The sequence below is a fragment of the Pseudomonas sp. TAE6080 genome, from assembly GCF_018732265.1.
In the GTDB taxonomy this organism is placed as follows: domain Bacteria; phylum Pseudomonadota; class Gammaproteobacteria; order Pseudomonadales; family Pseudomonadaceae; genus Aquipseudomonas; species Aquipseudomonas brenneri.
The window spans coordinates 31,901-40,270 of record NZ_JAHIDY010000048.1 but is presented as its reverse complement, the minus strand read 5'-3'; the positions used below and the strand labels follow the sequence as shown (position 1 = coordinate 40,270).

General features: G+C 58.9%; 6 protein-coding genes and 1 pseudogene. 2 read left to right on the top strand and 5 right to left on the bottom strand.

Annotation, left to right across the window (positions count from 1 at the left end):
* Positions 1-317: 317 nt before the first annotated feature.
* The 4 genes from KL786_RS25635 to KL786_RS25620 all read right to left on the bottom strand — a co-directional run bounded on the left by KL786_RS25635 (position 318) and on the right by KL786_RS25620 (position 3,936).
* The gene (locus KL786_RS25635) at positions 318-1,724 is read right to left on the bottom strand and encodes an ArnT family glycosyltransferase (protein ID WP_215519411.1); all 1,407 of its coding nucleotides are present in this window, start codon (positions 1,722-1,724) and stop codon (positions 318-320) included.
* Positions 1,724-2,674, bottom strand: coding sequence for a glycosyltransferase family 2 protein (locus tag KL786_RS25630; RefSeq protein WP_143509477.1), 951 nt, complete (start codon positions 2,672-2,674; stop codon positions 1,724-1,726). Before KL786_RS25630 ends, KL786_RS25635 begins: the two co-directional genes overlap by 1 nt.
* A 16-nt stretch (positions 2,675-2,690) precedes the next feature.
* Entirely contained in the window at positions 2,691-3,086 is a 396-nt protein-coding gene (locus KL786_RS25625) for a GtrA family protein (RefSeq protein WP_082758871.1), read from the bottom strand.
* A 373-nt stretch (positions 3,087-3,459) separates the two neighbouring features.
* A complete protein-coding gene (locus KL786_RS25620) occupies positions 3,460-3,936 on the bottom strand; it encodes an NUDIX hydrolase (RefSeq protein ID WP_215519410.1) in 477 nt (158 codons plus the stop codon).
* A gap of 183 nt (positions 3,937-4,119) precedes the next feature.
* Here KL786_RS25620 and KL786_RS30190 point away from each other — a divergent pair.
* Positions 4,120-4,938: pseudogene (locus KL786_RS30190) on the top strand (MCP four helix bundle domain-containing protein); the annotation flags it as partial.
* Positions 4,933-5,796, top strand: a complete 864-nt coding sequence (locus KL786_RS30185) for a methyl-accepting chemotaxis protein (protein WP_373347737.1) — start codon at positions 4,933-4,935, stop codon at positions 5,794-5,796. The pseudogene KL786_RS30190 and the gene KL786_RS30185, both read left to right, overlap by 6 nt.
* Positions 5,797-5,933: 137 nt before the next feature.
* Here the strand turns inward: KL786_RS30185 and KL786_RS25610 are convergent, their stop codons facing one another.
* Positions 5,934-8,363, bottom strand: coding sequence for a TonB-dependent siderophore receptor (locus KL786_RS25610; RefSeq protein ID WP_252193856.1), 2,430 nt, complete (start codon positions 8,361-8,363; stop codon positions 5,934-5,936).
* Positions 8,364-8,370 lie beyond the last annotated feature (7 nt).

Here is an 8,370-nt window from a genome sequence, read left to right as displayed (position 1 = left end):
GCCTCGCTAAAGCTCGACAGCTCCCACAGGGGATTGGCGGTGGACCCGGGATTTCAGTCTGAGTGAAGATCAAAGGTGGGAACCCCCACTGCATCTTCGACGTAGCGCTGTCGCGCAGCAAACTGGGAGCGTCTACGAAATCTCAGCTTTTAGAGGTGATTTTTAACCTTTTAAAATCAGTATCTTATTTTATGTTTGATAAGAGCGGGCTTGCCCGCGATGGCGTCCGGTAGATCGCTGCGGAGTGTCAGATAGCCAGCGTCATCGTTTAACGACCATCGCGGGCAAGCCCGCTCCTACATTTGATATGCGTTGCCTTATGGCTCCTGCAAGGGGCCGCACCTGAATAACACGCTCTGGCTGGCACGCAGTTGCTCGACACAATTGAACGGTTGCAAGCCCTGGATACCTCGCTTGAGGTCACGTACCCGACGGGCGATGTAAAAGGTGTGGTCAACGGGCAAGGTAGCCAAGTCCTCGACCCGGCGTGCCTGCCCCTGCGTATAGAACTCCCCCGAGTAGGAGCGCCGGCCCCAGTAAAAGAGGGTTCCGGGACGGTCTGCCTGCAACTGCTGCCAGGCCCTGGCGAGATCACGTTGGTTATTCGGCCGGTCAAAGGCGCGGCCGTCGATGGCAGCGATCAGCAGCCATACCGGCAGCAGCAGCGCGAGGATCAACCCAATGATGGTTTTGCCGGTTTGCCAGGGCACAGCCTTGAGTGCGCCAGCCAGCAGCAGGCTCCAGGCCGGCAGCGATGGCAGCAGGTAAGTCCACAGGATATTGCCGGAGAACGTGAAAAATACCGGCGTAGCCAGGGCCCACAGGGCGATAAAACCATAGTAGCGACCCGACAGGGCCGAGCGGCGCAGGGCGAAGTACACCGCTGGCAACAGCAGCGTCCAGGGAAAAAGCGCGAGCATCAGGTCCATCCAGATGGCGCCCGTGGGCCGGGCATGGGCGCTGCCGTACAAGTCTCCGGCCCATTTGCTGACCACATAACGCTTCCAGTGCTCGCCGATCAGGAAGTAATCGAGAAACCCCGGCGTGCGCTGTTCAGCAATCACGTACCAAGGCACGGCAATCACCAGCATCAACGCAAGGCCCAGCAGCCAGGGCAAGTGCAAAAAGGCACGCCATTGTCGGTAGTAAAGCGTCCAGATCACAGCTGGAGCCCCCACCAGCACCAGCACCAACGGCCCCTTTGCCAGCAACCCGAGGCCCAGGCCGGCAAATCCTGCCAGTGCCCAACGGCGGTCGCCCCGTGTCATGCCGCACCAGAAGCCATAGCTGGCCAGCAGTACCGAGAAACTCAATGCCGGGTCGGTCAACACCACACCTGCTGACAACAGGCCGAGGGTTGAGCTGGAAAAGATAATTGCCGCCAATACCGCCGTTTTTTCATCGGCCTGCTCACGGGCAAACCGGATGATGATCAGGCAACTGGCGACATGCAGCAGCCACGCCGGAAAGCGAATGGCGAATTCATTGATACCCAGCAACTTCATGCCCAGCGCCTGGGTCCAGAACGACAGTGGCGGCTTGCCCCAAAAAGGTACGTCCAGCTCGAACAGCGGGGTTACCCAGTTGCCGAGTACCAGCATCTTGCGGGCCATTTCCGCGTAGCGGGCTTCCGAGGTGTCCATCAGCGGGTACAGCCCCAGGCTTGCCAGGCGCAGGGCCAAAATGGCGATCAATACCAGCCATAGCGTACGGGTCGTTATCATCAGTGGTTTTCTTGTTCGCGAGGGTGTATCGGGCAGGGGTGCTCCGGCCGTTCAGGGGCTTCGCCGAGCAGGTTGTCGAGTAGATAGATGGGACGCTGCCTGACTTCGCTCAACGTTGCCCCGAGGTATTCGCCGATCATTGCTATGCCCACGGTAATGAACGCAGCAATGCCCATGATCACGTGATGGGCATTGGCGGTGTTTACGCTCATCTGCTGGATGATGAGCACCATGGTGGCGATGAAAATCATCAGGCTGAGCAGGCTGAACCAGCGCAACGGCTTGCGCGACAGCGCCAATACGCCTTCGATACCGAGGTCGATCAGCGCCAGCGGCCCCCATTTGCTGAGACCGGCGCTACGCGGCTCACGGTCATAGGGCAACTCGATGGTATTGAACCCCAGCCAACTGATCAGGCCCTTCATGAAACGCGTCCGTTCCGGCATACCGCGCAGCGCTGCCAGGGGCGCCGGGCCAATCAGGCGGAAGTCGCTGACGTCTGCGGGAACATCAAACTTGTCGGCCAAAAAGTTCATCAGTTTGTAATAGAGGTGGGCACTGATACGTTTGCTTGAGGTATCAGACAGGCGACTGCGGCGCTGCATATTGACGATATCGCTACCGGTCAACCAATGATGAACCATGAGTGGAATAAGTTCGGGCGGGTCTTGCAAGTCGGCATCAATAAATAACAACGCATCCCCGACCGCATAATCAATACCGGCGACCATGGCGGCTTCCTTGCCAAAGTTACGGCTCAGGTTCAAACAACGAACGCCAGGCGCCTGGCAATAACCATCCAGTAGCGCCAGTGTTTCATCGCGGCTGCCGTCGTTGACATACACTACTTCGTAGCGAATGCTGAGCGTCTTAAGTACAGCCATTAGCCGCTTATGAAAAAAAGGCAGTACCTTGGCTTCGTTATAACAACAGACAATCACACTGAGCATCGGACGTGGGGAGCGCTCAGCTCTTGATCGATTCATGACGAAAGCTCCAGTACTGGTTGATTTGGTAAGTGATCAACGTCAGGGCACAGGTGGTGATCACCTGCATCAGCCATAGGCGCTGGGGCCAGTGCTCCAGCAGGAACGCCATCAGGGCCAGGTTTGTACCGTTGTAGACCAAGGCCGTGATGCTGAAGCGCAGCCATTGATAAGTGTCGGATGGGCGAGCCTTTGTAAACGTCCAGCGCTTGTTGCCCTGATAACTAACAACAGTCCCGACTATTGCTCCCAGTAACGTCGCAATGAGTGCGGGCAGAACCAGAGACAATAACAAAAGTGTTATGTAATGAGCGCCAGTGGCAAATATTCCAACGATCAGATAGTAAGGCAAGGTTGTAGAGGGTGGCGATATCATTGAGAGAACTGCATGTGTTCAAGAGGCTGTATGGTGTTGACTTTAACTACTCATGGGAGCCGGCGTGTGAAAAAAATGTTTAAGAGCGTCGATATTACCAAAGTGTAATTTTGGTGTTGGGTAGTTGTTAGAGTTGGCGGGTTTTAACCGATAAAACACACTGCCGCATTAGTCATCGGCCCCAGTCGCCTGGAGAAAGGGCCAACCGCTCCCTTTCTGCCAGACTGCCTTGGCCGGTTGATGATCAGGCGGACAGATGCCCATTGGCACCGGTGACCATCGATAACGCACTCATGGATTGCCTTATCCGCTGACGGCGGAACCTGAAACAGATAAGGCAGGGTAGGGGGTGTCCTATGGGACAGAGTCAAGCCTAATGTCGTGAAGGATGCGCCGCCGATTTGAAGATACCTGCATCCACGAGCATCTCCACCAACGCCTCGGGCCATACCGTTTCCTCGGTCGATCTCAGCTCCTGGGCGGACCACCAGTGATGATCGGCCATGACCTGGGCCTCGTGCACGGTCCAACCGGCACTGGAAAGCACCTGGTTTGGCGCATGCACAACAAAGTACTGCTCCAGGGCGAGCACCGTCTCGCCACTGGGCAGGAGCATTGAAAACTGCCGCTCGGCCACAGGTCCTATGACGGTCTCGACCTGAATACCGGTCTCCTCACGCAGCTCACGGATTGCCGCAGCCTGGAAGGTTTCTGCGTGTTCAAGACCGCCGCCAGGGGTGGCCCAGTAGTTTCTGCCGGCCAAGGCCCCATCCTTGTGAACGAACCTGAAAAGGAGGACCTCGTGAGAGGGGCTGATCACGAGTAATCGTGCGGCTTTTCGCTCGCGCATTTGGGGTGTCTCTTCTGGATAGGGCTGCGTTGGGGTCGGGGAGGTTAGCAAGTTGACCGCTTGGGTTGCGAGCGCTTCGCACGCGAACGCCGCAGTTGTTACGCAAGCCCGTTTCAAGATAGGAGCGCCCTGAAGCAGCGAAAACCTGCAAGTAGGCTTAAATCAGGGGTAGCGAACGCGTCGATGGGGTTCCACACGGCAGCCATCAACACCTTGCTTCAGTCCATAACCGCCGAGGGCTTGGGGATGTCGATAAAACTCCGTCTGTTGTTGCTGATCGGCACCAGTGTACTCACGGTGCTGGTCATCAGCCTGGTGAACTACCTGGGGAATGCACGGATGGAGGCGGCGATGATTGACAGCGAGGTCAGCCTGACCGCACTGAGCAATCACCTGGAAGCCGACATGATGCACGACGCGCTGCGTGCCGATGTGCTGTCGGCGATGCTGGTGGGGCTGGGCAAAAGTGTCAGCAGCCGTGATGAAGTGCTGGAGGCTATTACCGAGCATGCAGCGCATTTTCGCAAGGTGCTGGGCGACAACCTTGCGCTGCCCCTTAATCCTGCCCTCAAGACTGCACTGAGTGATATCAAGCCCAGCCTCGACAATTACATCACCTCGGGCGAGCGGATTGTCGGTGTCGCGCTGAACGATCCCGTCGAGGCCCAACAAGAGCTGGGCACCTTCAGCGAGGCGTTCACCCAGCTGGAAGGCCAGATGGCCAGCCTGAGCGAACTGATCGAAAACAACTCCAAGGCCAGTGGCGAGCAAACCCGTCAAACCGTACGCAGCGCCAATTTCACCCTCGGCGTGGTGCTGGTGTTGTGCCTGTTGTTGCTGGTCGTGCAAGGTTATTGGGTTACCCGCAGCATCATGCGGCCGTTGCAGCTTGCGCGGCAGATTGCCGAGAGCATCGCCCATGGCAACCTCAGCGAGCCGATCCCCGAACCTGCCAGCCATGACGAGGCCAGCATGCTGATTCGCAGCCTGGCCGTCATGCAACATGACCTGCGCGGCATGATTGAAGTGGTACGCAACAATGCCCAGGGCGTCACCCGCATGAGCCAGCAGTTGAGCAGTGGTTGCCATGAAGTGGCCGCCAGCAGCCAGCAACAGAGCTCGGCGGCGGGAACCATGTCGGCCGCCACCAGCCAGATGACCGCCAGCATCGAGGAAATCACCCGGCATGCCCAGCACGCGCTGGAAATGGCCAACCAGGCGCAAACCCTGGCCAAGAACGGCGGGCAGGTCATCCATCAAGTCGTGAGCGACATGGACGATATCGCCCGTTCGGCGCAACAGTCGGCCCTGGTGATTCGTACCCTGGACAAGGAGTCCGAAGGGATTTACAGCATTATCCAAGTGATCAAGGGCATTGCCGACCAGACCAACCTGCTGGCCCTCAACGCCGCCATTGAGGCCGCGCGTGCCGGTGAACAAGGCCGCGGCTTTGCCGTGGTGGCCGACGAAGTTCGCAGTTTGGCAGCACGTACCAGTGCATCCACTCAGGAAATCGCCAGCATGGTCGCCCGCATTCAGCAAAGCACCCGCGAGGCTGTGACCAGCATGGAAGCGGGTGTTGCCCAGGTGGATAAAGGCATGGCGGTGACAGCTGATGTGGAGCGGGCGATCCGTGAAATTCTGGAGGCGACGCTGAACACCACACAGCTGGTCAACGACATCACCCGCACGATTGGCGAGCAGAGCCTGGCCAGTAATGAAATTGCGCACCAGGTGGAGATGATTGCCGGGATGTCAGAGGGCAATACCCGCGTGATTGGCCAGACAGCGGGGACCACGGATGAGTTGTCGGCGTTGGCGGGGCAGTTGGCGCAGTCGGTGGGGCGGTTTCGGCTTTGATTGGCTGGGGTGTAATGCGCTAGGAGGGGGTTGCGCAGTCGTTGCTTTCAACCGATTGCTGCCACTTATGATCAGCAGCAATCGTCTTGCACGGCCTGTTCGCGTCCTTCCCTGGACGTTTGGGGATGAACGGCTTCTTAGAAACTGTAGCGGGCAGTCAGTTTCATATTTCGCGGGTCGCCGTAGATGTCGTACGGGGTCCAGTCGCCACTGGCCACGCTGCTGTAGTAGGTGCGGTCGAACAGGTTGTTGACGTTGACCTGCAGGTCCAGTTGCTCGCTGGCCTTGTAGCCCGCCACCAGACCGACCACCGCGTATGAACCCTGCTCGTTTTTCCAGGCCGTGGCGCCCGTGCCCCCCGAGGCGCGGATGCGGCTCTGCTGATAGATATCACCACCGACACGCCAGCGTTCCAGCACGCCCGGCAGGGTGTAGATCGTGGACAGCTTGAAGAGTTGACGTGGTTTCTTGCGGTCGAAGTCTTCGCCTTCTCGGGCTGGGTTGGCGTCGTTGACGTATTGGGTCTGGGTGTAGGTGTAACCGGCCGCCAATTGCCAGTTGTCGGTCAGGGCACCCTGGATTTCCAGGTCGACGCCGCGGCTGCGTACCAGGCCGGCAGCTTCGTAGCAGGCACTGGTGGGGCCTGAACCGCAACCTTTGTAGTCAGGCAAGTCCTGCGCGCGATTCTTCTGGTCGATCTGGAAAACCGCCATGCTGGCGTTCAGTGCGCCCTCAAAGTATTCACCCTTGATGCCCACTTCGTAGTTCTCACCCACCACAGGGACGATCACTTTCCCGTCCAGGCCTTTATCGCTCTGCGGCTTGAAGATATCGGTATAGCTGACATAGACCGAGTGATTGGCGTCCAGGTCGTAGACCAGGCCGGCATAGCGGGTCAGGTTGCGAGTGATCTTGTAGTTATTTTCACTGCTGGCGCTGTCGTCGAATGCGTACCAGTCCAGGCGGCCACCGAGAATCAGCGACAGTGGCTCGCTCAAGCGCAGACGGGTATTGGCATAGACACTGTCCTGAGTGGTGGTCTCGGGAAGGCCATTACTGCCCTTGACGTAATCGGGCTTGGCATGAGCACCTGGATCCCACTCGAAGGGGTTGCTGCCAGCGTCGATGAATTTGCTCCAGGCCTTACCAGAACGATAATCCAGCTTGCGCTTGCTCACGCCCACGCTCAGGTCATGTTCTTGACCGAGCAACTGGAAGGGGCCATTCAGGGCCAGGTCGTAGCCGGTTTCCTTCTGCTCCATGGCTTCGGTCCATAGATAGTGGCGATCGTATTCCCAAACCGAAGAGGCCAGCACGTCGGTGTCGGTCTTCGATTGCATGGCTGCCAGGCGCAGTGTCCAGTCATTGGCCAGGCCCTGCTCAAGCGTGGCGAAATAGCCGGTAGTGCGATTGTCCGAGTATTCCCAGTCATGACCCAGGAAGGTGTCGCGTGGCAGCCCGAGATGACCGCCGCCACGGGCCATGGGCAATCCACCCCAGATATAGTTGGTGTGGTTCTTCTGCCGGTAACCCCCGAGTGTCAGGGTGGTGTTTTCACTCAGGTCGGCGTCGACCACGCCGTAGAACAGATCAGCGTCACTCTCCACGGAGTCTCGGAAGCTTTTGGCATCCTGCCGCGAAACCACGGTGCGGGCGCGCAGGGTGCCGCTTTCATTGACCGGCCCGCCGACATCCAGTGTGCCGGTGTAATCGTCCCAACTACCGGCACTGCCGGTGAGCGTGCCCTGGAATTGGTGGGTGGGGCGCTTGCGGATCAGGTTTATAGCGCCAGCAGGGTTGCCGGCGCCCTGGGTCAGTCCGGCGGCACCGCGCACGATCTCTACCCGGTCATACATGGCCAGGTTGGCTTCGCCGCTGGGCAGGTAAGTCAGGAAGCTGGTGGGGAAACCGTCGTACATGACGTTGTCGATGTCGAAACCACGTGCGCTGAAAGTGGGCCGCCCAACGCCACCGGAGTTATTGAGAAAAATCCCCGGGGCACTTTTGGCCACATCGCTGATGCTGGTCATGGCCTTGTCGTCCATCCGCTTGCGCGTGATCACGCTGACCGACTGCGGCGTTTCGCGCAGGGTCAAGGGCAGCTTGGTGGCAGTCTGCATGGCCCCGGTGGTGTAGGAGCCGCTGTTCTCGGTCGTCGCCGCCAGGTTCTTTGCGGTGATGCTGGTAGCGCCTAGCTCCAGGCCTGTGCCAGTTTGCTGCGGTGTCAGCAGATAGAGACCATTGCCCTGCGATACAGCTTGCAGGCCGGTGCCTTGCAGTAACTGCTGCAGACCGCCCTCAACGCTGGTGGCGGCATCTAGACCAGGGCTGCGCAGGCCTTCCACCAGGCCGGGTTCGATGGGTAGGGTGATACCTGCTTGACTGGCGAAGCCAGAGAGAGCACTGCTGAGGTTGCCGGCCGGCACCTGATAGGTACGACTGTGTTGCGCACCTTGCTCGGCCGCCTGTAGCGATGCGGCAGTCAGGCTGCCGCCCGCGATGATCAGACCCAGTGCGGCTGCGTGTACCGCCCGCGCCAATGGTTGCATGCCCTGCGTCGTCGCCATGTGTTCG